Genomic DNA, 25717 nt, shown 5'->3' on the forward strand with positions numbered 1-25717 from the left:
CCCTTCTGTATATACTAAATAATAAATCGATTTCCACATTTGCTTTATTTTATCCATTTATTCTTCTCCATTTAAAACGTTTGGTAATATAATTTCTTCAACAGGTATATCATGTTCTTCATATTCAAAAGATTTAATTTGGAATGGATATACTAAGCTAAGCGTATCTCCACTATATTGAGATAAGAACTTATCATAATAACCACCACCATAACCAATTCTATAACCTTCATTATTAAATACTACACCAGGCACAATTATCAAATCAATATTGTCCTCTATTTCTGTTTCTTTATCTATAAATTTAATGCCTTTTTCGTCTATTGCAATTGACTCTAAATCTGTTAATCGCTGGAATTTCATCATTTTTGTGTTGTAATTTGTTGTAGGTACATAAACCTTTTTATTATCCTTCAATATTTTTTGGATAATCGGCAAAGTATCTACTTCATGATCCATGCTCATTACAATAGCTACAGATTTTGCATTTTGATATTTATAGTGCGCATATAATTGTTCATGTAAATTAAAATCATAATCGTCCTTCCGAGACTTTTGTTGATTTTTCATCAAACCTAATATTTCTTTTCTCAAATCTTTCTTCATCGTCATGAGTTTAACACTTCCCAATTATTATTTCATTTTTACCATTTTATACATTTAATGATAACACAAGAAATACTGTGAAAGGTAGTTGTAGGTCTCCTAAAAACGAATAAAAAACACATTACCAAAGCTGGCAATGTGTTCTTATTCGTTTTACTATTTTGTTTCTCTATGAAGAGTGTGTTTACCGTCACGAGCACAATATTTTTTCATTTCAATTCGCTCTGGGTTATTACGTTTATTCTTTTTAGAGATGTAGTTTCTTTCACCACAATCAGTACATGCTAAAGTTACATTTACGCGCATGATGAACCCTCCTATTCTTATTTCAATTAATATACGACCTTATTATAATACCATCTATGGTTATATAATTCCAGTATTATTTTTCAACGGCTTCATAGTGTTTGCCTGTAATATAATAATAACAGCTTTCACTAATATTTGTAATGTGATCACCAATTCTTTCTAAATATCTTGCAGCTAAGTGTGCTTGTGCAGAAATGAATGGGTCATTGTCTATTAAATAAGTCGTATTATTAATCTCTTTATACAAATCATCAATATCATCATCACGTTCAATGATTTCTTTAATTAATAATATATCTTTATTATTAACAGCAGTTTCTAGATCTCTTAGCATTAACATAGCCAATTTACCCATTGTTTTTAGTCTCATTAATATAAAATAATCAGTAATTTTAGCTCTTTTTCTAATTTGAGCTATATTAGTTGAGTTATCTGCCATTCTTTCTAGCTCTGAAGCAATTTTTAAAGCTGAAATCATTACACGTAAATCAGTGGCAATTGGTTGCTGTTTTGTAATTAACATAACGACTTTTTCATTTATATCATATTCCATTTGATTAATTTTTTTATCATATGCAATTAGATTTCTAGCATTATCTTTTTTCTCATCACTAAGAACGGAAATGGATTGCTCAATCATATTATAAACTTCTTTGCCAAGTTTAAACAAATCTTCAATAAGTAGGTTTAACTCGCCTTCGTATTTTTCTCTAATAACCATATTAACCAAATCTCCCAGAAATATAGTCTTCAGTTTTCTTATCACTTGGATTTGAGAAAATTTTATTCGTATCATCAAATTCATTTACATATCCATTTAAGAAAAATGCTGTCTTGTCTGAAATTCTAGCAGCTTGTTGCATATTATGTGTCACGATAATAATTGAGTATTTTGATTTTAAGTCTTGAACAAGTTCTTCAACTTTTAATGTAGAAATAGGATCTAATGCAGATGTTGGTTCATCCATTAAAATTACATCTGGCTCTATTGCTAAACATCTAGCGATACAAATTCTTTGTTGTTGTCCACCAGATAGTCCATACGCATTTTTATCAAGTCTATCTTTACATTCATCCCATATAGCTGCACCTTTTAAAGAACGTTCAACAATTTCGTCTAATACTTTTTTATCCGTAATTCCATGAATTCTTGGTCCATAAGTTATATTGTCGTAAATAGACTTAGGAAATGGATTTGGTTTTTGGAATACCATACCTACATTCGTTCTTAATTCTTCAACACTATATTTTTTATCAAAAATATTTTTATCTCTATAAATGATTTCACCAGATGTTTTAACACTTGGAATTAACTCGATCATTCTATTTAATGTTTTAATATAAGTTGATTTACCACAACCTGATGGACCAATTATCGCTGTTACTTCGTTTTCAGTGATATCAAGATTAATATTTTTTAATGCGTGAAAATCACCATACCATAAGTCTAGGTTATTCGTTTTATATACAATATTTTTATCTTCAACCGCTATTTCTTTATTCTTTGTCATTTCATTTGAAGATATATTTTGAGATAAATCCCTAATTTTTACGTCTGTCATTTTAATGACCCCTCTTCATTTTGATTTTATAGTTTTCTTTGATATTTATTTCTAATGTAAATTGCAACTGAGTTCATAAGAATTAATATTACGAGTAGAACAATAATTGCTGCTGATGATACAAATTGGAATTCGGCTTGTGGCAATTTAGCCCAATTGTATATCTGCATCGGCAATGCTTGGAATGATTCAAAAATACTATTTGGCGTTTTCATTAATATTGCAGGTATACCTATTACAACCAATGGTGCTGTTTCACCAAGAGCTCTTGATAACGCAAGGATTGTTCCTGTCAATATACCTGGTATAGACGCAGGTAATACAATATTTTTAATCGTTTGCCATTTAGTACTTCCTAGACCTAATGATGCTTCTCTAATCGAAGAAGGAACTGATTTAATCGCTTCTTGACTAGCTACAATTATTATAGGAAGAATCATTAATGACATTGTTAAAGCAGCTGCAATAACTGTTTTGCCTAATGATAAATTCTCAATCCCTGCTCCACGAACAAATATCGTTAATCCTAATAAACCAAATACAACTGATGGTACACCGGCTAGATTCGATATATTTACTCTAATAAATTTCGTAAACCAATTTTCTTTTGCATATTCAACCATATAAATCGCTGTACCTACACCTAAAATAATTGATATTGGTGCAATCGTCATCATTAGCCAAAGTGTTCCTAATAATGCACCTTTAATACCAGCTCGTTCAGGTGAAGTAGAAGAAAAGTTAGTGAAGAAATCAGTACTTAGATAAGGAATCCCTTTTTTAAATATGTCAAAAAGCAGTATAGCTAATACGATTAATCCAATTAAGGTACATACAAAAAATATCGATTTGATTACTTTATTTTTCAATAATCTCGTTGGTAATTTTTTTTGAACAACGGTTTGATCAACTAAATTCACTTCTGACATATTAATACTCCTCTCTAAAGCGCTTAGTAATCCACTGAGAAATAATATTCATGATGAAAGTGAATATAAACAATGTGAAACCAACCGCATAAATACTATAATAAATATCCGAACCATATGTTGCGTCACCAGTAGCAACTTGAACGATAAACCCTGTCATCGTTTGTATTGAACCAATTAAGCTAAAGCTTGAATCTGGTGTACTACCAGCTGCTAATGATACTATCATCGTCTCTCCAATTGCTCTTGAGATTGCCAATACAATAGAAGCAATAATCCCTGATAAAGCTGCTGGAAATACAATTTTTGTAGCTAGTTCAAATTTTGTTGCACCTAAGCCAAGTGCACCCTCTTTAATCGATTCCGGCACTGAACTCATAGCATCTTCACTCATACTTGTAATCATTGGTATAATCATGACCCCCACAACTAAACCAGGACTAATTGAGTTAAAGCTACCTAAATCAGGGAAAATCCCTCGTAATATTGGTGTAACAAATGTTAAAGCAAAGAAACCATACACAATTGTAGGAATACCTGCCAGTATTTCTAAAACTGGTTTAATCAATCTTCTTGATCTGTCTGAAGCATACTCACTTAAATAAAGTGCTGCTCCTAATCCAACTGGTACTGCAAATATAGTAGCAACTGCAGTTACTTTTAAAGTACCTAATATAAGAGCGTATATTCCATATTTAGGATCAGAAGAAAATGGTGCCCAATCCTTAGTAAATAAAAATTCAAATGGATTTACTCTTGTGAAAAATGTTACCGTTTCAGTAACTAGTGTAAACAATATCCCGATTGTTGTAAGTACAGAAACTGAAGCTATTAGTAATAAAACAATTGGAACAGCTTTGTCAGCAAAAACTTTCCCTTTGTTATTATTATTTCGTTTTATAAGTTCCTGTACTGAACTTTGTTCTTTCATAAAAATAACTCCTTCATTTTGAAAAAGGGCGACAATTAAGCGCCCTTTGTATTGATTTATTAATGATTATTTTTTAAACTTTTCTAATGTTTCTTTGTCTTTTTTGTATTCTTCATCTTTCAATGGAACGTATCCTGCATCTTTAGCAGCATCAGCTGAGTTATCAATAACATATTCCATGAATCCGTAGAATGCATCGTTATCTTCTAATGATTTATTCTTCGCATATACGAATAGTGGTCTACTTAATGGGTAAGAACCGTCATTAACAGATTCATCAGTAGGTTCTACTGCTTTACCTTCATCACCTTTAATTTTTACTGCTTTAAGTGAATCTTTATTTTCTTGATAGAAGTTGTATCCAAAGAAACCGATAGAATCTTTGTTATCTTGTACAGATTTAACAATTACGTTTGTATCAGCATTTTTCTCTGATTGAAGATCTTTTTCATCTAATACTTCTTCACTAAAGAAGTCGTATGTCCCGTGTGATTGGTCAGGAGAAAAGGCTTTAATTTTTTTATCTGGGAATTTTGAATTAACATCTTTCCAAGTTTTAGCTTTCCCGCTATAAATTTTTGCAAGTTCGTCCATGCTTAGTTCTTCTACAAAGTCATTATCTTTATTAACCGCTACAGTTAAACCATCTTGAGCAACTTTAAACTCAGTATAATCAATTTTTTCTTTTTTTAGTTTTTCTTTTTCTTCATCTTTAATATCTCTAGATGCATTTGAGAAATCTGTCTCACCCGCGATAAATTTCTCAAATCCTCCACCTGTTCCTGATACACCGATTGAAACTGAAACATCAGGTTGCTCAGCAGAAAAATCTTCATTTATTTTTTCCATTACTGGTGCAACAGTAGATGAACCGTCACCTTTAACTTCACCACTTAATTTTTTATCATCTGAAGATTTAGTATCCCCTGAATCAGATTTTTCAGCTGCTCCACCACAAGCTCCTAATAGAAGTGCAGAACTCAAAGCTGTTGTTGACCCAATTAATTGCCACTTTTTCATGTTAAATCCTCCTAATTAATAACGCCTTAATCTTTATTACACCTTTACTTTACATTTTCTTTATTAAGTACAAATAAATTGAATGTAAATTTTGTGTTAACATTTTATGTAAACGTTTTAATTTAACGCAAAAAAACTGAGACAATTACATTGTCTCAGCGTTATCATTATATCTGTTATTATTTTTTATCTTTAAAATAGTAATTTATAATATCTTTACCTAAATCTCCACCTGGTAACCATGGTTCTGGTACTGGTTGATTTGTGTAAGTTATTGAGAATGATAGTTCTGGATTTTTTGCTGGAGCATAACCAACATAAGTAGAATTTACTTTTGGTTTTCCATCTTTAAACACTTCAGCTGTACCTGTTTTACCTGCAGATCTTACAACAGTATCATTAAAACTAGAATATCCAGTTCCTTCTTCTTCATTAAATGCCATATCAAAACCTTTTTGTACTTGTTTGATTTCTTTATCACTATTATTTACTTTGTTCATCACTTCACCTTTAAATGACTTTTTAATAGGTCCAAGTGAATCTTCATTTGTAGAATTTCTTATTTCTTTAGCTAAGTGTGGTTTTAACCTATATCCATCATTAGCAATTGTTGCTGCATATTGGGACAGTTGTATTGGTGTATAAGTATCAAATTGTCCAATAGCTAAATCAATATAGTTACCTGGGTTATCTTTAATAGGTTCTATTTGACCTGCTGACTCGTTTGGTAAATCAATACCTGTTTTTACACCTAATCCTACTTGATTAAGTCCTTTACGTAATTTTATTCCAGCTTGTTCAACATCTGTCGGTAAGGACATACCGTTTCTATACGGTGAATCTGCTAGTAAAAGTGCTGTTTTATACATGAATACGTTTGAAGAATGCATTAATGCTTCAGCATCAGTTATTGTCTTTTTACCGTCTTGGTTGAAATAAGAACGTTTAGTTAATCCACCATTGAATTTCAACGGTTCATCGACCATTTTATCTCCAACATCTAAAACGCCATTTTGGTAACCCGTAAGTAATGTTGCACCTTTCACTGATGAACCTACCGTATATTGACTAGTAAAGTTACCGATATGATTATCTGTAATTTCTCCGTTTTCATCAATATCTCGACCCGCCATCGCTAAGACGTCTCCATTTCTTGGATCTTGTACAACTACCATAACTCTATCCATATCTTTTGCGCCTTCACTACGCAATGACTCAATATGCTTATCTACATATTCTTCTACTTTTTTCTGTAATTCAATATCTATAGTTAATACTAAATCATTACCTCTGGATCCTTCTGATATTACTTCTGAACTTGTAATCTTTCCAGATTTATCTGTAACGTATTTCATTTTTTTCTTAGAACCCTTTAATATATCTTCGTATTGATATTCTAAATATGATTTACCTACTCTATCATTTCTAGAATAACCTTTAGCTAAATAATCATCAACAAGCTCTTTCGGTAATCCTTCTTCTTTACTAGATACATTACCAAATAATGTTCTTAAAGTTTCTCCATATGGATATCGTCTTTCCCAATCCATAGTTGTATTAACTCCTGGTAGTTCTGATAAGTGTTGTGATACAGCTGCATATTCATCATTTTTCACACCTTCATTTTTTATAACTACAGGGCTAAGTTGAGAGCCTCCGTTCATTTCTCTAAAGATTGCCAGAATTTGCAAATCTTCTTTTGATAGAGTATTTGTATATTTAGAAGTAACTTTGTTGTATAGTGCTTCATCATATTCTTCCTGGCTAATATTGCCATCTGAGAATAAAGCTTGTTCATCTTTCATTAACTTTTGAACTTCATCTTGATTTCTTAAAATCCAAAAGTCTTGTTTATCTCTATCCGTTATATTTGATGTGTCCATCTTCATTAAATGGGATAGTTTTTCAGCGATTTCTAAAATATCATCCTGACTTGTTCTTCTATCTCTCGTATATGTAATTGCTTTTTTAGATTCGTTATCTACTAAAACTTTGCCATTTCTATCATAGATACGTCCTCTAGGTACGGATTCATTAACTGTGATTGATTCCGTACTATCAATTGTCCTTTTGTATTCTCCGCCTTTAACAATTTGCAAGTAACCTAAACGCATTATGAGTACAGAAAACAATATGACTACAACTGCTAATATAAGACTTACTCGTTTGTTCATTAAAAGGCGAAATGCTTCTTCTTTAGATTTCTTTTTTACTCGTTTCAACAACTAAACCTACCTTTGTAACTCTATATTAATAATTTCATCATATATGATTATGACGTACATTGCTATTGATAAAGTTAAAATTTTATAAAAAAAGCCGAGACAATAAAATTGTCCCGGCCCCTATTAGATAGTCGAATTATTTTGCTGCTTGATATAATTCGTTAACTTTATCCCAATTAACAACATTCCAGAATGCATTAATGTAGTCTGGACGTCTATTTTGATAGTTTAAGTAGTAAGCATGTTCCCAAACATCTAAACCTAAAACTGGAAGTTTACCTTCTGAAATAGGATTGTCTTGGTTTGGAGTTGAAACGATTGCTAATTCACCGTTATCTACAACTAACCATGCCCAACCTGAACCGAAACGGCCAGCTGCAGCAGCTGCAAATTCTTCTTTGAATTTGTCTAATGAACCGAATGTAGAACTAATTGCGTCAACAACTTCTCCTGAAGGTTCAGAAGCATTTGCAGTTAATAGTTCCCAGAATAATGAGTGATTATAATGTCCGCCACCATTGTTTTGAACTGCAGTACGAATATCGTCTGGAACTGAATTTAAATTCTTAACGATGTCTTCGATAGATTTACTTTCTAAATCTGTACCTTTAACTGCATCATTTAGTTTTGTTACATAAGTGTTATGGTGTTTCGTATGGTGAATCTCCATAGTTTCTTTGTCGATGTGTGGTTCTAATGCATCATATGCATATGGTAATTTTGGTAATTCAAAAGCCATAAAAAATCATCCTCCTCATTTGTTTTACATACTTATCTTATCAAGATTAAAGTTTTATAACAAACAATTTGTTTATATAATATTTAAAAAATTTTGTTTTCTAACTTATCATGTTGCAACTCTTGTTTTTTATCATTATTATTGAGTCAAGAAGAGGTGAAATTATGCAGTACATGAAAGAACTAAAAAGGTTATTTAAACACCCTAATAAATATCCTATGTTTAGAATAACTAAATTAAGATACATATTTCTACATATTCTATTACTCAGTTTTATATTAATATTACCTAATACAGTTCAATACATACAAATCACTCAAAACTTATCCACCCTAGCAAATGAACAAGTAGATGAAATACCTAATTTTAAAATAGAAAATAACAAAATGATTTTATCTTCTGACAAAAACATCAAAATGAACGATAAACAATCCATTATTTTCACAAGTTCTAATCAATTTAATATGGAAGCTAATCATCTTATCGTTTTCAAACCTGACCATATTGAAATATCAAATTACAATGACTATACCGAAATCAGTTACGGTTCTTTATCAACTGTTGTCACTGATCAAGATGATTTAATTAAATTCATAGATACGATCAATGATTCCAAGTACTTCTATTTAAGTATGATAATTATATTCTTATTAATAATTCAATTTATCAGTCTATCAATTAAAATTGGTATTCTAGCATTAGTAGGTCATTTATTAGGTATGTTACTTCGAAAGAAAACACGATACATGACATGGTTTAAAATGATGACGTTTATAATAACGCTTCCAACTTTAGTACTCTTATTAGGTATAGTTGCGTCGAATACTTTATTAATCATTGTTTCATGGTGTATAATTGTGATTGGTATTCTCATAACAGTGTTTTACTTACCAAATGGAAAGAAACATGCTAATGTAAAATAATAAGCAAATCTATACAAAGGAGTCTTATCATGTCAGAAATCATTCATCGTACTAAAACTAGGCCTGTTAAAGTTGGGGATTTAACGATTGGCGGTTCAGATGAAGTCGTTATTCAAAGTATGACTACTACAAAAACATATGATGTCGAAGCAACAGTAGCAGAAATTAAACGTTTAGAAGAAGCTGGTTGCCAAATTGTTCGTGTCGCTTGTCCAAACGAAGAAGACGCATATGCAATTAAAGATATTAAAGCCCAAATAAACATTCCATTAGTTGTTGATATTCATTTCAACTATAAACTTGCTTTGATTGCTATTGAAAATGGCGCAGATAAGATTCGTATTAATCCTGGAAATATTGGTAGACGAGAAAAAGTTGAAGCGGTTGTTAAAGCGTGTAAAGAAAAAGGAATTCCTATTAGAATTGGTGTAAATGCTGGATCGTTAGAAAAGCATATTATTAAAAAATATGGTTACCCTACCGCAGATGGTATGGTTGAAAGTGCCTTGCATCATATAAAAATACTAGAAGATCTAGATTTTCATGATATCATCGTTTCAATGAAAGCCAGTGATGTTAATCTAGCCATAGAGGCATATACGAAAGCTGCACAAGCTTTTAATTACCCATTACATCTTGGCATTACAGAAAGTGGTACGCTTTTCAATGGTACAGTTAAATCGTCTGCAGGATTAGGTGCAATCTTAAGTTTAGGTATAGGTAATACTTGTCGTATTTCTTTATCAGCAGATCCAGTAGAAGAAGTTAAAGTAGCAAAATCACTACTTAAAGCATTCGGTTTAGCAAGTAATGCTGCAACATTGATTGCTTGTCCTACTTGCGGACGTATAGAAATAGATTTAATATCTATAGCTAATGAAGTAGAAGAATATATCTCTAATCTTCAAGTACCTCTTAAAGTAGCCGTTCTTGGATGTGCAGTAAATGGTCCAGGAGAAGCAAGAGAAGCCGATATCGGTATTGCTGGTGCTCGAGGTGAAGGCCTTTTATTTATGAAAGGTAAAACAGTTCGTAAAGTACCAGAAGAAACAATGGTAGACGAATTAAAAAAAGAAATAGATAAACTAGCTTTAGAAATGGAACAAAATAAAGAAATTCAAAACTCATAAATATAATGTTTGAGGCTGAGACAATTAATTTGTCCCAGCCTTTCATTAAATAATATATAAAGGTGATTTTTATGAACCAAAAACCAAGACTAGGAATAGATATAGATGGGACTGTCACTTGCCCAAAAACATTTGTCCCTTATTTACAAAGAGACTTTAATGAACAATTGAAATATGAAGATATTACAGAATACAATTTAGCAAATGTCTTAAATTGTGAAGAAGAAGAAATGCTTAACTGGTTTAAAAATAATGAATCATATATTTACCAAAACTCTCCAGTTGCAGAAGGCGCTAAAGATATTTTAAACCAACTTCAATATCAATATGAACTATATTATATAAGTGCCAGGCATAACTATTTAGAAGACATAACAAAAGAATGGTTTAATTTGCATAACATTCCATTTGATCAAATTACATTAACAGGTAGTCATAACAAATTAGAAGTAACTAAAAATCAAAATATAGATGTATTTTTTGAAGATAAATTAGACAATGCTGAAGACATCAATCACCAACTAAATATACCAGTATTTTTATTCGACACACCATATAATCAAAAAGAACTTCAATCTGGCATATATAGAATAAACAGTTGGCATGAAGTATCTCCATTATTAAATAAATTATAAATTAAAGAGCTTGGACATAACTATCCTAGAATTCTATTAAGAGCAGAAATTCAATTTTAATAATGAATTTCTGCTCTTACTTTTTAAAAATCATTTAAGTAGCTTATAGAATTTGTTGGCATTTTTTATGCGCATGCTTTACGCGGGCATGTTCTCAGCCTGTAGTCTTCGAATCATGCTTTTCCCGCAGGAGTCAGCGCTAAAAAACGCCAAATATTAATTAAATATTTATAATATAGATGGAATTTATTCAAGAGTTCACTCTATGTTTAATAATCTACTTATTAAAACAAAAAACAAACTGAACTTATAAATTTAAGTTCAATTTGTCCACAGTACAAAGTAGTGATTAGAGAAACCATTTTTCTATTTAAAAATAAATATTGAGAGCGATTTTGTGAAGTGCTGACGCCTGAAGGAATAGTATGTGGGAGAGACTACAGGCTCGAGCCATACCCTTAGGCAAGCATGCACGAACAAAATCGTAAGATTGTATAAAAGGTAGGCAAGCATGTACGTACAAAATCGTAAGATATTAAAAAATAAGCATATCACTGTAAACTAAAAAATCAGTTAAGTGATATGCTTATTTATTTTATACTGTTTTACAATGCTCACATTTACCATATACCTCAAGTTTATGTGATGAAATTTCTACGTTTGGTAGTTGTTGCTTAATTGAATCCATTGGACAGAAATCGATGACTTTTGTTGTTCCACACGAATCACATATAAAGTGATGATGGTGGTGGCTTTGACATGAAATACGAAACTTCATTTCACCGTCAATTTCAGTACTTTCAATTATATTTAAGTCTTTAAATAAGTATAAATTACGATAAATTGTATCGAAAGACAAACCTGCATAATCATCTTTTAAAGCTTCTTGTATATATTTTGCTGTTATATATTTATCTTCGTTAACGAATAAAGAAATGATATCACGTCGTTTATTTGTATACTTATGACCATCATTCTTCAATATTTGAATGGCTTCTTCTACTTTCAAGATGATAGCCTCCTTTTTTTATCAATACTTTACTATATGCAATACTTGCAAGTAATTCTATAATTAACAATCCTACTATAATACCTCCAGGTGAAATATTCAAATAGAAGGAAAGTATCAGACCAACAATGACAGATAATTCACCAAATATAATACTTAGTGCAATTAATTGTTTAAATCCTTTCGCAAGTCTCATACTAGTAGCTACTGGCAATGTCATTAAACTACTTACAAGTAATATCCCTACTACTCTCATTGAAGCCGAGATAACCAATGCAACAATAACTATAAATAAGAGTTGAATCCATTTAGGCATCCCTATTACTTTTGAATATTCTTCATCGAAAGATAGTACGAAAAGTGATTTATACAATAACATGACAAAAATTAACACGATTAAAGTAATAATAATGATTGTAAATAAATCACTCATATTTACTGCGCTGATAGAACCAAATAAATATCCAAATAAATCTTGGTTAAATCCATTAGCTAATGAAATGAAGATTACACTTACACCAATACCACCACTCATAATAATCGGTATAGCGATTTCTTGATAATGTTTATATTCAGTTCTTAATTGTTCAATGAGTAAAGCACCAGCTATTGAAAATATAATACCGAACCAAATTGGGTTAATGGAAGCAAACAATGGACTAATACTCATTAAGAATAATCCCATTGAAATACCACCTAAAGTAACATGGCTTAAAGCATCTGCAATAAGCGATAATCTTCTAACTACAATAAATGCACCGATTAGTGGTGCAATTAAACCAACTAAGACACCACTTATAAATGAATATCTTATAAAATCAAAATTTAAAAACGCATCAATCATTCTTTAAACACCCCTCATATAGGAGGTTTAAAGAACTTATATTATTATAGTACTCAATCTCACTTTCCATATCCTATCTCCTTACCGATACTTATCTACTAGTTCTATTTATTTAACGAGTTCTTCTAATTGTTCTTCTGCACAGCAATCACGATCATGTTGGTGGTCAACAAATTGTACTGGATGTCCATAAATTTTAGATATTGAAACTTCATCTAGTGATTTGAATGATTCACTTGTCCCATGGAAATGAATATGTTGATTTAAACAAGCAACTTTACTTGCTGTATCAGCAACGACACCAATATCATGTGTTACGAGTATAATTGTTATGCCTTCTTGTTTTAATTGTGTAAGTAGTTGGTAAAATTCTGATACGTGTCTTGCATCTATACCAACTGTAGGTTCATCTAATATTAAAATGCTAGGCTTAGAAATTAAAGCTCTCGCTATGAATGTTCTCTGTTGCTGTCCACCGGATAGTTGTGCGATATTCTCGTTTTTAAGTTCGATTATATTTAATCTTTCTAATATTTCATCGACTTTTTTCGCATCTTCATTATTAAACCATTTGAACAAACCTTTATTTTTAGTTAATCCACTCATGACAACTTCTTTAACAGTTGCAGGAAATCCTGAACTAAACGCATTAGATTTTTGTGAAACGTAACTAATTTTTTCCCAAGATTTATATTGATTTATTTTTTTACCACTTATGAATATATCACCTTTTTGTAAAGGTAAAAGTCCTAATATTAATTTAAGTAAGGTTGATTTCCCTGAACCATTTGGTCCTACTATTGCTAGAAAATCACCTTTATAAATTTGTATATTGATATGGCTAAGCGCCAATTTATTTGGATAGCTATAACTTATATCTTTTAATTCAAAAATTGGTGTTTCTTTTTCCACATTCATCACCTCGTCAATAGAATACTATACAATGAAAATGGATTAATGTAAATAGGAATGTTTACGAATAAAAAAGGAATGCTATTAATTTAGCATTCCTTAAGTATTATTTATTGATTAAAAATTTTATCTTTTAAATCTGGATCGAAAGTACCATTTTTAATCATTTCAATTTCGTATTTATATGGTGGCTTTTTATTCTTTTTATCATCACCTACATAAGGTGTTTCTAAGATTTTAGGAACATTAGTAAAGGCTTCATGATGAACAATATAATGCAATGCATCATAACCTAAAGAACCAAATCCAATGTTTTCATGTCTATCTTTTTTAGCACCTTGTGGGTTTTTACTATCGTTTACGTGAAGGACTTTTATTCTATCAATACCGACGATTTTGTCGAATTCGTTTAATACACCATCAAAGTCTTCTTTAACGTTGTAACCAGCATCGTTAGTATGACAAGTGTCAAAACATACTGATAATCTTTCATTATGGTCTACACCATCAATAATTTGTGCAAGTTCTTCGAATGTTTTACCACATTCTGAACCTTTACCCGCCATTGTTTCTAATGCTATACGAACATCGTTATTATTCGTTAAAACTTCATTTAAACCTTCAATAATTTTTTTAATTCCTTTTTCTTCTCCAGCACCTACATGAGCACCAGGATGAAGTACGATATCTTTAGCTCCCAAAGCTTCAGTACGTTCAATTTCAGATTGTAAGAATTCAACACCTAAATTAAATACTTCAGGCTTTGTAGTATTCGCAATATTAATGATATATGGTGCATGCACAACAATATTTGATAAACCGTATTCTTTCATTGCTGCTTGACCATTCTCAATATTTAAATCTTCAATTTTTTTACGTCTTGTGTTTTGAGGTGCGCCAGTATAAATCATAAATGTTGAAGCATTATAACTTGCCGCTTCTTCCGCTGCTTGAAGCAACATCTTCTTACCACTCATTGATACGTGTGATCCGATTAACATATATGACACCTATCCTTTTCTGCTTTGTTTTTTAGTTCTTTTAGAATGTGCTTTCTTTTCTTTGAATTTCAATTCATCTAATTCACGTTTGAATTTCTTCTTATAACCAGGTTTAACTTTATTTTTGTTATTTCTTTTAATTTTTTGTTTAAGCGATTTCTCAATATTATCTTCTTTTTTAACACGTCTTGTTCTATTTTGACGATCTTTTATTTCTACAAATTCGTCATTTTTAATATCAACATGTTTAAGTTTATAATTATTCTTCTCAATTTGAGTTATTAGATCATCTTCGTCTGGTGTATATAAAGTGATTGCTACACCTTTATAGTCACCACGACCAGTTCTACCTACTCTATGCGTAAAGAAATCAATCTCTTTAGGTAAATCATAATTAATAACGTGACTAACACCTTCAATATCAATACCTCTTGAAGCTAAATCACTTGCTACAACAAATTCAAAATCTAATTGTTTAATACGTTTCATTTGTTGTGTTCTTTCTCTAGGTGTTAATCCACCATGAATAACACCAACTTTATATCCTTCTTCAGATAAATGAGCGACTAATTCATCAGCTCTATCACGACTATTTGCAAATATAATTGCTAAATAAGGATTTATAACTTTCATAACTTTTAAGATTTTTGTTTTTTTCTCTTCACCTTTAGTAGGAATTAAGTAAAAATCAATATTATCTTTATTTGAAGATGCTGTTTCAATTTCAACAAATTCAGGATTGCTTAAATATTTATTTAAGAAAGGATGTAATGCTTTAGGAATTGTTGCACTAAATACGGAAATTTGTGCTTTTCCATCTAATCTACTCGCAACACTATCAACCTTAGGCATAAACCCTAAATCAATCATTAAATCTGCTTCATCAATAACAACTGACTTAGCTAAATGTAAATCTAAAGCTCTTTCAACAGCCATATCATCAATTCTGTTTGGCGTTCCTACAACTACATGTGGTGTGTTTTTAGATTTATCAATATCTCTCGATTTATCAGTTCCACCAATATATAAGCTTACTTTAACACCTGTTTTAAATTGTGCCAAATGTGATGCAGCGTCATATAATTGTTTAGCCAACTCTCTCGTTGGAGCTAAAATAATTATTTGTGGTTCTTTTATATCAACATCAATTTTATCAAATAATGGTAATAAAAAGGCGTGAGACTTACCAGTACCAGTCTGAGATTGACCTATAATATTAGATCCTTTTTTAATCTTAGGTATAACTCTACGTTGTATTTCTGTCGGCTGATCAAAGTGTAAATCTTCAACTGCCTTTACTAATTCATTTTCTAACTGAAAATGTTCAAACGGATGCTTAGACATAAGCGACCCTCCTCGTTTCTTTTTCACTTCATACATTATATAGTAAATACGTAGTTTATGATAGGCTTAAAGATTTATTTTGAATTTTTATTTAGTTTCATTCAATCTTGAGTGTTGTTATAATAGATATTAATAAGGAGGGCAATTAATGGAGATTATAAAAATTACCCCTAGAGGCTATTGTTACGGCGTTGTAGATGCTATGGTGATTGCAAGAAATGCTTCACTAGACAAATCACTTCCTAGACCAATTTATATACTTGGCATGATTGTTCATAATAAACATGTAACAGACGCGTTTGAATCAGATGGAATTATTACTTTAGATGGACCAAACAGATTAAAGATTTTAGAGCAAATAGAAGAAGGAACTGTAATCTTTACTGCACATGGTGTGTCACCTGAAGTAAAAAAACGTGCTAAAGAAAAAGGACTTGTTTGTATCGACGCAACTTGCCCCGATGTAGACAACACACATCAACTTATAAGAAAAGTTAAATCAGAAGGATACCATGTCATTTATATTGGCAAGAAAGGTCATCCAGAGCCTGAGGGAGCAGTTGGTGTTGCTCCAGATATTGTTCACCTCGTCCAGACATTAGATGATATAGAAGATTTGCCAGAAGATATTAAAGATAAAAAACTCATCGTAACTAATCAAACAACGATGTCACAATGGGATGTTAAACATTTAATAGATAAACTACAAACTAAATACCCGCACATCGAAGTTCATGAAGAAATTTGTTTAGCAACACAAGTAAGACAAGAAGCTGTTGCTAATCAAGCAAATCAAGCTGACTTATTAATAGTTGTAGGCGATCCAAAAAGTAATAACTCTAATAGACTCGCACAAGTATCCAAAGAGATTGCACACACAAATGCATATAGAATTTCTGATTTAAGTGAACTAAAACTAGAATGGTTACAAGACATTGGAAGTGTAGCCGTTACTGCAGGAGCATCAACACCTACTCCAATAGTAAAAGAAGTCATTGACTATATTAAAAACTATGATCCAACTCATGTACCAACTTCAGCTCTTAAGAGTAATGTACCTGTTGAAAAAATATTACCTAAGATTAAAAAGCCACAACCAGTAACAATAATGGAATAAAAAAACTGCCGACTTTTTCGGCAGTTTTTTTACATATAACAATAAGGATCTGTATTGATTTTAGAACTTTTTATTTCTATTGATTGATTTGTCCATTCTTCTAATAATGACTTCAATCCTTCTCTCATTACATATTCACTATAATGATTTATATCTAGAACATTAATACCATCCATTTTGGCATCTAATGCTTCGTGATGCTTAACATCACCAGTTATAAATAAATCTGCTTGTTTATTTTGTGCAAGTTGTGCGTACTCTATTCCAGCGCCACCAACTATTGCCACTCTATTTATTTTCGCCTCTTTATTCCCTATAAATCTAACAGCTGGAATGTGTAGTTTTTCTTTATAGTGTTCAACAAATTCATTTATTGATTGTGTTTTATCTAATTCTCCAACTATTCCTAATCCTATTCTAGAAGTCTTCTTCATTTCTATAAAATCAAAAACAGGTTCTTCATACGGATGATTTTCATAAATAAGTTGTTTAGCTAGTGACTTATCTTTTCCATCTATCATAAGCTCTAATTTAGTTTCATAAACCGTTTCAGTCTTATGAGATTGTCCAATATGCGGGTTAGCATTCTCACTTAGTTTAAATTGACCTTTTCCTTGCGATTGGAAAAACACTTCGCTATACTCTCCTGTTTGTGCTAAATGATGTTTGTTAAATGCAGACTTCATTAGTTCCACATCTTTATCTGGTATAAATATCTGTACTTTGAAATAACTTTCTTCTTTGTCATCTAGAACAGACATGTTTTTCAAACCTATTTGGTCACCTATCATGTAACTTACACCTTTTGGATACACATCTAAGTTTGTGTGAAGCGCGATTAAATTAATATCATTTTGAATCAGTTTTTTTAGAATCGGTCCATAACCTTTTTCTGTAATGTTTTTAACACCTTTAAAAATAAGTGGATGGTGCGCAATAATTGTATTTAAATCGTTTTCTATTGCTTCATCTACTACTTCCATAGTGCAATCTAGTGTTGTTAATATGCCCGTTACTTCACTATCTTCAGTTCCAATTAATAAACCAACATTATCCCATGATTCACTACTTGAAAATGGAACATGTTTATTAATGACATTTAGTAATTCTTGAATAATCATTTAAGCACCTCTTTAATTTGAAGTATTTGTTGATTAATTTCATTATACCTAATTTGATCATCATGATGTTCTAACTGTTTACTAATTTTATTTAACGATTCAAGTTCTCTCTGCCATTTTTCATAAAACAAATCGCTTTTATTTTTTAATAATATTGGTCCAAATCTCATTTCTTTTTCATCTAGTAGCATTGTTCCTTTTTTAGCGACTAATATTTCATATATATGTTTTTTATCTTTTATTAATTGTTCGTCATAAATTTTATATCCAATTTTTTGTAACACTTGTCTAATTGGTAACGCATGTATATTTGCTTGTAATATTAAATCAGGATATTCGTTTAATTTATGTTGACCTTCTTCAATAATTTGTGCAATTAATGGTCCACCCATACCACATATCGTAATAACATCTATTGTTTCGTCAATCACTTCTAAACCATTTCCAAGTTTAACTTCAATACTATCTGTCATACCATAAGTTTTAGTGTTCTGTTGTGCTGCCAAAAAAGGACCTTTAACTACTTCTCCAGCTATCGCTTTGTTAATTAAGCCTTTTTGTATAGCATATATTGGTAAATAAGCATGATCAGATCCAATGTCAGCTAATTTATTATGATTGAGGTATTCGCTCACCTTCGTTAAACGTTTGTTTATCTGGATCATCATTTTTTCCTTTCATAAAAAAAATCTTTTGCAATAGCAAAAGATTTTTTTGTGTTATTTAGCGCCGTCTTTTAAGTATTTGACAAGTGTGTCTAAATCTTTGTCTGAAATAGTCGCTTCATCGTGGGCAGGCATTGAACCTTTACCATCACGGATGATTTTTTTCATTTCGCCAGCTTCTTTAGAAGAACCAGCTAATTTAGGTCCCATTCCACCTTCAAGATTTTGTCCATGACAACTTGTACAATTATCTTTTGCGAATGTAGCTGCGTCAAACTTCTCAGTTTTTTCACCGCCACCGCCTTCTTTTTCTTCCTCTTTGTTAGCACCATGTGCTGACATGAAGAATATTAATCCCACACCGAGTAATAATATCAGAATAAACGGGATAACAGGATTACGATTCATTCATACAACCTCCCTTTTGTTAAACCTTCATACAATTATATTTTATATTAAAACAAGGCATTGTCAAAGGCTTTTTGGGATTAATATAAACTTTTCGTGATTAATCCATAAAATCTTTCAATCGCTTACTTCTAGATGGATGTCTTAATTTGCGTAAAGCCTTAGCTTCAATTTGACGAATACGCTCTCTAGTAACGCCAAATACTTTACCAACTTCTTCTAATGTTCTTGTTCTTCCATCATCAAGACCGAATCTTAATCTTAAAACATTTTCTTCTCTATCAGTAAGTGTATCTAATACATCTTCTAATTGTTCTTTTAACAATTCATAAGCAGCGTGATCAGATGGACTTTGCGCATCTTGATCTTCAATGAAGTCTCCTAAATGACTATCATCTTCTTCGCCTATAGGTGTTTCTAATGAAACTGGTTCTTGTGCTATTTTTAAAATTTCACGCACTTTTTCTGGAGGTAAATCCATTTCTTCGCCAATTTCTTCAGGAGATGGATCTCTACCTAAATCTTGTAACAATTGACGTTGAACACGTATTAATTTATTGATTGTTTCAACCATATGAACTGGAATACGGATTGTACGTGCTTGGTCTGCGATAGCTCTAGTTATCGCTTGACGAATCCACCAAGTTGCATATGTCGAGAATTTAAATCCTTTATTAAAATCGAATTTTTCAACTGCTTTAATTAGACCCATGTTACCTTCTTGAATAAGATCTAAGAATAACATACCTCTACCTACATAACGTTTAGCAATACTAACTACAAGTCGTAAGTTTGCTTCAGCAAGGCGTGATTTAGCAATATCATCACCTTTTTCGATACGTTTAGCCAATTCTACTTCTTCTTGTGCAGTTAATAAATTAACTCGTCCAATTTCTTTTAAATACATTCTAACTGGGTCATTTATTTTTACGCCTGGAGGAGCACTTAAATCATTTAAATTTAATTTATCATTTGTATCAGTTGAGTCTTTTTCATTGATTAAATTAATTTCATTCTCGTTAATTAAATCAAAGAAATCATCCATTTGATCTGGATCCATTTCGAAGTTTTGTAATTTATCTGCAATCTCTTCATGACTTAAATGTCCTGCTTTTTTACCTTGTTCAATTAATTGATGCTTTACTTGATCAATAGTAAGTACTGCTTCATTATTAGCGCTATTAATTTTGTTTAATTCTTTATCAGACATGAATAGGCCTCCCGGTTTATTAACTCTTACATTCTATTCCGATTATATTGTACAATTTGTTCTAAATACTGTCTTTGTAGTGCGATGTCGCCTGCTTGCATTGCCTTATTCAATTGTTCATTTAAATATTCTATTGATGTTTCTACTTGCTCATTAGGATGAATGACATTAATATAATCTTCCACTTCATCCGTTTCTGGTTCATCATTGATTGATAATGAATCTAAATACATTACTGTCTCCATGATTTGATGTTCTTCAATGTAACTTGAAAAATCACTAATGTTAAAAACATCATTATTCTTATAATACCCGTTTAAACGTGAAAAAATCACTCTATTATTCAATGAAGTGAAGTCTTCTTGATTAATCCTAGAATGATATTCTAAAAATAACTGTTTATGATTCATAAAATGTTTTAACAACGCTTGTTCAGCTCTACCAATTTTATCTAGTTTTTTTTCCTTTAATTCAGGAACGACATAATTATAATCAGCATTATTTTGAACAATATTCGGCGATAGTCGATTTTTAAGACTGTTAACATCTACTTTATACAAATCAGCTACTTGTTGCAATACTTTTTTTCTTAAAAATTCAGAACGAATCAGATTGATATCATGAACTAACTCTTCTAAATGCTGTCCATGCTTTAAATCATTGTTTTCGTTGGCATAATATAATTGTTGAGCCTTAAACCCTACATAAGATTGTTTTTGCCCTTCTACAAATGATTTAAACGCTTCACTTCCATATTCAGAGATATAGTCATCTGGGTCCATTTTTTTAGGTAAATTTACAACAAAGACATTTAAACCTTCATTTAATAATTCTTTACCAACATTCATCGCTGCTTCTTTACCTGCGAAATCTCCATCATACAGTAATGTTACGTTTGACGCCAGTTTTTTGACCATAATAATATGTTCTTTTGAAAGAGCAGTTCCCATTGTAGCAACAACTTGTTTTATATCCGCTTCTGATGATTTAATAACATCCATAAATCCTTCTAGGAGAATGACTTCATCATTTTGTCTAATGAATTTTCTAGCACGATTAATGTTATATAACATTTTTCTTTTTTGGAAAATTGGCGTCTCTGGGCTATTCAAGTACTTAGGCGATTGGTCCGTATATGTACGACCGGAAAATCCAACCGTTTTACCTTGAAAATTCAATAACGGAAAAATAATCCTATCCCTAAATCTATCAAAATAGTCAAACGTTTCATCATTACGACTTAATAATCCAGCTTCATAGGCAATCACAGCATCGTAGCCATTTTTTTCTAAAAAGTCATGTGTAAATTTAGAATGGTTTGGAGCATATCCTATCTTTCTATCATTTATAAGTTCATCTGTGAATCCTCTTGATTTTAAATAGTTTAAGGCTGCTTCGCCTTCTTCTGTATGTTTCAATATGTAATGATAATTATTTGCCATAAGCTCGTGCATTTCTATCATCTTTATGTGATCATCAACCATTGAATCAGTTGCAGAAGGTTCTTGCTTTTCAATATGAATATCTACTTTATCGCCTAACTCTCTAACAGCATCAACAAAGGATACACCTTTAATTTCTTGAATAAACTGAAAGACGTTACCACCTTTTTTACAACCAAAACAATGGCATATTTGTTTATCTTCTGATACTGAAAATGAAGGTGTTTTTTCGTCATGGAAAGGACATAACCCTATATAGTTACGTCCTCTTTTTTCAAGCTTTACATATTCGCTTACCACATCTAAAATATCGTTTTTTTCACGAATTTCTTTTATTACATCTTGTTCTATACGCATCATTTCACCCTTTATCGATTTTGTTGAGTAATAATTTTTATGATGTCATTTGCTGTTTCTTCAATTGCTTTATCCGAAACGTCTAAGACAGGGCAACCAATCTTTTCAACAATTTCTTCAAAGTATCTTAATTCCTCTTCAATTCTATCATCTTTAGCATAATCTGCATCATCACTTAGACCTAGTTGAATTAGTCTAGCTCTTCTAATTGCATTTAGGTTTTTTTGATTGATTTTTAATGCTATACATTTCTTAGGATCTATATCAAATAACCCTTCTGGAGGTGCAACTTCTGGAACTAGCGGTACATTCATTACTTTATAACGCTTATGCGCTAAATATTGAGAAAGTGGTGTCTTTGAAGTTCTAGATACACCAATAAGTACAATATCAGCTTTTGGTAAACCTCTAGGATCTCTTCCATCATCATATTTAACTGCAAATTCTATTGCTTCAATCTTTTTAAAGTAGTCTTCATCAAGTTTATGAATGTTACCTGGTTCATTAAGTGGTGATTCATTTAATTCATTACTTAAAATACGCATTAAAGGTCCCATAATATCAACATTTTTTATATTATTTTCTTCTAGTTTTTCTTTTAAGTATAATCTCATTTCAGGTTTAACTAATGTATAAACTACTATAGAATTTTGTTCTAATGCTAATGAAACAACTTCATTAATATTACTTTCATTCTCTATATAAGGTAATCTTACAATATCTAATGCATTGCCTTCAGTTTTATATTGAGATGTACATGCCTTAGTAACCAGTTCGGCTGTCTCTCCTACTGAATCTGACGCTATAATTATTCTTATTTCTTCCATTTTAAATTTATCCCCCTACTCATCTTCAATTAATGAAACAAATGCTCTTGTTATAGTTGTTTTTGTTATTCTACCTTTTACTTTCATCTTATCGCCTTTTAATTTTTTCACTACAGGTAATGCATCTATTTGTTTATCAATTAATAATTTAGCCGCGTATATTAGTAAATCGTCTTCCAAACATACCGTTATGTTAGGCATTCGACTCATATTTATACTTACTGGTGTTTCTTTTAAACTCTGTCCACCTATTGCTGCTCTTAGCAAATCTTTTCTGGAACAAACACCTATTAAATAACCTTCTTTATTAATTACAAATAATGTACCGACATCTTCTAAAAACATTTTACATATAGCTTCATATACAGATACACTTTCTTCTATAACAACTGGTATGGCCATAGATTCTTTAATTGTCATCTTCTTAATAGAATCACTTAACAACTGTGTGCTCGATTTTCCTGTATAAAAATATCCAACTCTTGGTCTAGCATCTAAATAACCAGCCATAGTTAAAATAGCTAAATCAGGTCTTAAAGTTGCCCTAGTTAAATTTAATCTTTCAGCAATTTTTTCACCTGTTATAGGACCATTATTTTTAACAATTTGTACAATATGTTCTTGTCTTTGATTTAATTCGATTGCTCTCACCCCTTCAAACACAACTCAGTTAGATTAATTATAACATGTATCGCAAATTTTGCTCAATTTGAATATCTGTTTTTACTTGATAAGTCTTACATACCATGCTATATTTTAATTAACTTTGAAATTAAAAGCGAGTTAAGGTTGGTGAAAGCTTAACATTAAAAGTTCTGGCTTATAAAATTTCATATAAAGAGAGTGGCTACACTAATTTGGGTGGAACCGCGGGTTATATACTCGTCCCAAGGCATTATTTAATGATGTCTTGGGACTTTTTTAATTTAAATAAGGAGTGAATTATTTATGGCAAATGATATGGACAAAGTAGTAACGTTAGCAAAACACAGAGGATTTGTATTCCCTGGTAGTGAAATTTATGGTGGTTTAGCAAACACTTGGGATTACGGTCCACTAGGTGTTGAATTAAAAAATAATATTAAAAAAGCATGGTGGCAAAAATTCGTTCAACAATCTCCATACAATGTTGGATTAGATGCTGCAATTTTAATGAACCCAAGAACTTGGGAAGCTTCAGGTCATTTATCTAACTTTAATGATCCAATGATTGATAACAAAGATTCTAAAATTCGTTATAGAGCTGATAAACTGATCGAAGACTACATGCAAAATGTTGAAGGCGACGAGAACTTTATCGCTGATGGCATGAGCTTTGACGAAATGAAACAACTTATCGATGACAAAGGTATTACATGTCCTGAAAGTGGAACAGCAAATTGGACTGACATTCGTCAATTCAACTTAATGTTCAAAACTTTCCAAGGTGTAACAGAATCATCAACAAATGAAATTTTCTTACGTCCTGAAACTGCTCAAGGTATTTTCGTGAACTATAAAAATGTTCAACGTTCAATGCGTAAAAAATTACCATTTGGTATCGCACAAGTTGGTAAATCTTTCAGAAATGAAATTACACCAGGTAACTTTATTTTCAGAACAAGAGAATTTGAACAAATGGAACTTGAATTCTTCTGTAAACCAGGCACTGAAATTGAGTGGCAAAATTACTGGAAAGAATTTGCTGCAAAATGGTTAAAAGATTTAGGAATTAAAGAAGAAAATACTAAGTTACGTGACCATGATGATGATGAATTAAGTCACTACTCTAATGCAACTACTGATATCGAATATAAATTCCCATTCGGTTGGGGTGAACTATGGGGTATCGCTTCAAGAACAGATTTCGACTTGAAACAACATAGTGAATTTAGTGGTGAAGACTTTAATTATCATGATCAAGAAACGAATGAAAAATTCGTACCATATTGTATCGAACCATCATTAGGTGCTGACCGTGTTACATTAGCGTTCTTATGTGATGCTTATGAGGAAGAAAACGAAGGCGAAAAAGACCAACGTACAGTTCTACACTTCCACCCTGCATTAGCACCTTACAAAGCAGCTATTTTACCATTAAGTAAAAAGCTTTCACCTGATGCAATTAAAGTATATGAAAAATTAAGCGAAAAATTCGCAATTGACTTTGACGAATCACAATCAATCGGTAAACGTTACCGTCGTCAAGACGAAATTGGTACACCATACTGTATTACATTCGACTTTGATTCTTTAGAAGACAATCAAGTTACAGTTCGTGATAGAGACACAATGGAACAAATTCGTATGCCAATTGACGAAGTTGAAAGCTTCTTAGCTGAAAAAATTAGATTCTAAATAAAAAAAGAGCAAAGACTTTTCGATATGATATGCTCCCTGTTAAGTAAACACTTAAATAGTGAAAACTTAGCAGGGAGTTTTATTATGACTAGAAATATTAAAATAGATATC

General features: G+C 31.3%; 26 protein-coding genes. 5 read left to right on the top strand and 21 right to left on the bottom strand.

Going from position 1 to position 25717, the window contains the following annotated elements; translation table 11 throughout:
* Positions 1-57 precede the first annotated feature (57 nt).
* The 9 genes from CD129_RS09245 to CD129_RS09285 form a co-directional block, all read right to left on the bottom strand.
* Positions 58-612 (bottom strand): 5-formyltetrahydrofolate cyclo-ligase, encoded by a 555-nt coding sequence (locus CD129_RS09245; RefSeq protein ID WP_115337394.1) that lies wholly within the window; start codon positions 610-612, stop codon positions 58-60.
* 150 nt (positions 613-762) lie between these two features.
* Positions 763-912 (bottom strand): 50S ribosomal protein L33, encoded by a 150-nt coding sequence (rpmG, locus tag CD129_RS09250; protein ID WP_016911879.1) that lies wholly within the window; start codon positions 910-912, stop codon positions 763-765.
* A gap of 76 nt (positions 913-988) precedes the next feature.
* On the bottom strand, positions 989-1636 hold the full coding sequence (gene phoU, locus CD129_RS09255; protein WP_078356547.1) for a phosphate signaling complex protein PhoU: 648 nt from the start codon (positions 1634-1636) through the stop codon (positions 989-991).
* Position 1637: 1 nt separating this feature from the next.
* Positions 1638-2426 (bottom strand): phosphate ABC transporter ATP-binding protein PstB, encoded by a 789-nt coding sequence (gene pstB / locus CD129_RS09260; RefSeq protein ID WP_237687674.1) that lies wholly within the window; start codon positions 2424-2426, stop codon positions 1638-1640.
* Positions 2427-2503: 77 nt separating this feature from the next.
* On the bottom strand, positions 2504-3406 hold the full coding sequence (gene pstA / locus CD129_RS09265; RefSeq protein ID WP_078356545.1) for a phosphate ABC transporter permease PstA: 903 nt from the start codon (positions 3404-3406) through the stop codon (positions 2504-2506).
* 1 nt (position 3407) lies between these two features.
* Complete coding sequence (gene pstC / locus CD129_RS09270; protein WP_107509997.1) at positions 3408-4337, bottom strand: phosphate ABC transporter permease subunit PstC; 930 nt, start codon at positions 4335-4337, stop codon at positions 3408-3410.
* Positions 4338-4403: 66 nt separating this feature from the next.
* Positions 4404-5357 (bottom strand): PstS family phosphate ABC transporter substrate-binding protein, encoded by a 954-nt coding sequence (locus tag CD129_RS09275; protein WP_078356543.1) that lies wholly within the window; start codon positions 5355-5357, stop codon positions 4404-4406.
* A gap of 179 nt (positions 5358-5536) precedes the next feature.
* The gene (locus CD129_RS09280; protein WP_107509998.1) at positions 5537-7582 is read right to left on the bottom strand and encodes a peptidoglycan D,D-transpeptidase FtsI family protein; all 2046 of its coding nucleotides are present in this window, start codon (positions 7580-7582) and stop codon (positions 5537-5539) included.
* Positions 7583-7718: 136 nt separating this feature from the next.
* On the bottom strand, positions 7719-8321 hold the full coding sequence (locus tag CD129_RS09285; RefSeq protein WP_115337393.1) for a superoxide dismutase: 603 nt from the start codon (positions 8319-8321) through the stop codon (positions 7719-7721).
* A gap of 164 nt (positions 8322-8485) precedes the next feature.
* Here CD129_RS09285 and CD129_RS09290 point away from each other — a divergent pair, with 164 nt between their 5' ends.
* The 3 genes from CD129_RS09290 to CD129_RS09300 all read left to right on the top strand — a co-directional run bounded on the left by CD129_RS09290 (position 8486) and on the right by CD129_RS09300 (position 11009).
* Positions 8486-9244, top strand: coding sequence for a DUF1189 family protein (locus CD129_RS09290; protein WP_115337392.1), 759 nt, complete (start codon positions 8486-8488; stop codon positions 9242-9244).
* A gap of 29 nt (positions 9245-9273) precedes the next feature.
* A complete protein-coding gene (ispG, locus tag CD129_RS09295; protein WP_078356539.1) occupies positions 9274-10374 on the top strand; it encodes a flavodoxin-dependent (E)-4-hydroxy-3-methylbut-2-enyl-diphosphate synthase in 1101 nt (366 codons plus the stop codon).
* Between the two features lie 71 nt (positions 10375-10445).
* Positions 10446-11009, top strand: coding sequence for a 5' nucleotidase, NT5C type (locus tag CD129_RS09300; protein ID WP_115337391.1), 564 nt, complete (start codon positions 10446-10448; stop codon positions 11007-11009).
* A gap of 595 nt (positions 11010-11604) precedes the next feature.
* Here CD129_RS09300 and CD129_RS09305 read toward each other — a convergent pair.
* From CD129_RS09305 to CD129_RS09325, 5 genes are all read right to left on the bottom strand, one after another.
* A complete protein-coding gene (locus CD129_RS09305) occupies positions 11605-12018 on the bottom strand; it encodes a Fur family transcriptional regulator (RefSeq protein WP_078356537.1) in 414 nt (137 codons plus the stop codon).
* On the bottom strand, positions 11981-12862 hold the full coding sequence (locus CD129_RS09310; RefSeq protein WP_078356536.1) for a metal ABC transporter permease: 882 nt from the start codon (positions 12860-12862) through the stop codon (positions 11981-11983). The genes CD129_RS09305 and CD129_RS09310 overlap by 38 nt, the downstream gene beginning before the upstream one ends.
* Before the next feature lie 108 nt (positions 12863-12970).
* A complete protein-coding gene (locus tag CD129_RS09315) occupies positions 12971-13774 on the bottom strand; it encodes a metal ABC transporter ATP-binding protein (protein ID WP_239700818.1) in 804 nt (267 codons plus the stop codon).
* Between the two features lie 110 nt (positions 13775-13884).
* Complete coding sequence (locus CD129_RS09320; protein ID WP_078356534.1) at positions 13885-14775, bottom strand: deoxyribonuclease IV; 891 nt, start codon at positions 14773-14775, stop codon at positions 13885-13887.
* 9 nt (positions 14776-14784) lie between these two features.
* Positions 14785-16119, bottom strand: coding sequence for a DEAD/DEAH box helicase (locus CD129_RS09325; protein WP_078356533.1), 1335 nt, complete (start codon positions 16117-16119; stop codon positions 14785-14787).
* A 148-nt stretch (positions 16120-16267) separates the two neighbouring features.
* Here CD129_RS09325 and CD129_RS09330 point away from each other — a divergent pair, with 148 nt between their 5' ends.
* Positions 16268-17236, top strand: a complete 969-nt coding sequence (locus CD129_RS09330) for a 4-hydroxy-3-methylbut-2-enyl diphosphate reductase (protein ID WP_107509475.1) — start codon at positions 16268-16270, stop codon at positions 17234-17236.
* Between the two features lie 29 nt (positions 17237-17265).
* Here CD129_RS09330 and CD129_RS09335 read toward each other — a convergent pair whose 3' ends face one another.
* The 7 genes from CD129_RS09335 to ccpN all read right to left on the bottom strand — a co-directional run bounded on the left by CD129_RS09335 (position 17266) and on the right by ccpN (position 23917).
* Positions 17266-18357, bottom strand: coding sequence for a Nif3-like dinuclear metal center hexameric protein (locus CD129_RS09335; RefSeq protein WP_107509474.1), 1092 nt, complete (start codon positions 18355-18357; stop codon positions 17266-17268).
* Positions 18354-19022 carry a tRNA (adenine(22)-N(1))-methyltransferase gene (locus tag CD129_RS09340; protein WP_115337390.1) on the bottom strand — a complete coding sequence of 223 codons (669 nt, stop codon included), beginning with the start codon at positions 19020-19022 and terminating at the stop codon, positions 18354-18356. The genes CD129_RS09335 and CD129_RS09340 overlap by 4 nt, the downstream gene beginning before the upstream one ends.
* A gap of 54 nt (positions 19023-19076) precedes the next feature.
* Positions 19077-19430: a c-type cytochrome gene (locus tag CD129_RS09345; RefSeq protein WP_078356529.1), complete on the bottom strand. Its 354-nt coding sequence runs from the start codon at positions 19428-19430 to the stop codon at positions 19077-19079.
* Between the two features lie 100 nt (positions 19431-19530).
* Complete coding sequence (gene rpoD / locus CD129_RS09350; protein WP_078356528.1) at positions 19531-20640, bottom strand: RNA polymerase sigma factor RpoD; 1110 nt, start codon at positions 20638-20640, stop codon at positions 19531-19533.
* Between the two features lie 26 nt (positions 20641-20666).
* A complete protein-coding gene (gene dnaG, locus CD129_RS09355; protein ID WP_115337389.1) occupies positions 20667-22439 on the bottom strand; it encodes a DNA primase in 1773 nt (590 codons plus the stop codon).
* A gap of 11 nt (positions 22440-22450) precedes the next feature.
* On the bottom strand, positions 22451-23266 hold the full coding sequence (locus tag CD129_RS09360; RefSeq protein ID WP_115337388.1) for a pyruvate, water dikinase regulatory protein: 816 nt from the start codon (positions 23264-23266) through the stop codon (positions 22451-22453).
* 15 nt (positions 23267-23281) lie between these two features.
* Positions 23282-23917, bottom strand: coding sequence for a transcriptional regulator CcpN (gene ccpN / locus CD129_RS09365; RefSeq protein WP_078356525.1), 636 nt, complete (start codon positions 23915-23917; stop codon positions 23282-23284).
* Positions 23918-24214: 297 nt separating this feature from the next.
* Between ccpN and CD129_RS09370 the strand changes: the two genes are divergently transcribed.
* On the top strand, positions 24215-25603 hold the full coding sequence (locus CD129_RS09370) for a glycine--tRNA ligase (protein ID WP_115337387.1): 1389 nt from the start codon (positions 24215-24217) through the stop codon (positions 25601-25603).
* The last annotated feature ends 114 nt before the right edge of the window (positions 25604-25717 follow it).

Source organism: Mammaliicoccus fleurettii (genome assembly GCF_003970575.1).
Taxonomy (GTDB): domain Bacteria; phylum Bacillota; class Bacilli; order Staphylococcales; family Staphylococcaceae; genus Mammaliicoccus; species Mammaliicoccus fleurettii.